The organism is Streptomyces sp. NPDC054840, from assembly GCF_053611065.1.
On sequence record NZ_JBSGZP010001141.1, the window covers coordinates 1 to 1,188 of the forward strand.

At 75.0% G+C, this 1,188-nt stretch carries 2 protein-coding genes; both read right to left on the minus strand.

Annotated features, from left to right (window positions below; all coding sequences use genetic code 11):
• A partial coding sequence (locus tag ACWGIU_RS38190) for a zinc-ribbon domain-containing protein (protein WP_453712734.1) occupies positions 1 to 259 on the minus strand: 259 nt, incomplete at its 3' end.
• 3 nt (positions 260 to 262) lie between these two features.
• On the minus strand, positions 263 to 1,188 hold a 926-nt coding region (locus ACWGIU_RS38195), incomplete at its 5' end, for a tetratricopeptide repeat protein (protein ID WP_453712736.1).

The following is a 1,188-nucleotide window of genomic DNA, read 5'->3' on the forward strand; positions in this document are numbered from 1 at the left end:
CGCTGCCCCAGCCGGGGGCGGGCTCGGCGGCGGTGTGCGGGCCGCCGGGGGCCGGGCCCCCGTAACCGCCCGGGCCCGCGCCCGCGGCGGCCGACCGGGCCGGAGGCGCCGGCGGTGCCGGTGGGATGGGGATGGTCGGATGGTCCCCGGCGGCCGGGGGCGGTGCGCTCACGGCGTAGCCGCAGACGCCGCAGAAACGGTCACCCTCCTCCAAGGGTTCCGCGCAGCTGGGGCAGCCCGACAGCCGATGCATCGACATCACTCACACCCACGTCCGGGGACGGAAACGGTTTGCCCGCTCCACCAGTTCGATCCTTTCCTCGCCACGCCGCGCCAGCCGTGCGAGGACGCGGTACGAGCGCTCCAGTCCGAAGCGCAGGCCCCGCTCGTCCAGTTGACTGCCGAGCAGCGAGGTCCGGCCGGGGTCGGAACCCCGGCTACCCGACAGTACCCAGTCGAGGGCCAAGCCCAGAACCTCCGTCGCGAGCCGTTCCTGCCGCTCCGGGTCCAGCCCGAACCGCCGCAGGGCTTCCACCTGGTCCGCGGCGGCCGCCAGGTCGGCCAGCAGCGGTTCCTGCGGGGACCGGTCGCGCAGACGTGCGCGTACCGCCGCCACCCGCGCGGCCGTGTAGTGGATGGACGCCTCCGGTACGGATTCCAGCGTGCGCACGGCCGCGTCCCGGTCTCCGGCGGCCAGTTGGACACGGGCCAGCCCGAAGGCCGCGCTCACGAATCCCGGGTCGGTGATCCACACGAGGCGGTAGTACTCGGCGGCGTTGTCCAGCTGGCCCAGCACCTCCGCACACAGCCCGAGGGCCAGCTTCGGCGCGGGCTCGCCCGGGAAGGCGTCGTAGATCGCGTCGAAGGACAGGGCCGCTATCTCGTCGTCACCGGTGGCCAGCGAGGCGATACCACGGGCCCACACCACCCGCCAGTCGTCCGGATGCCGGGTCTCCAGATCCGCCAAGGTGCTTCCGGCCTCGGGCAGTTCGCCCAGCTCCAGGCGGGCCCGCAGCTCCCGCAGCCGCAGCTCGGCCGAGTCGGCCGGCGCCGCGCTCAGCGCGCCCAGCAGGTCGCCCGGTGCGGAGGCCAGCAGACCGGTCAGGAAACCGGCGTTCGGGTCGGCCGAGTCCACCAGCGGTACGGGCAGGGCCAGCGCGGCGTCCCGCGCGGTGGCCGCTCCCGGGA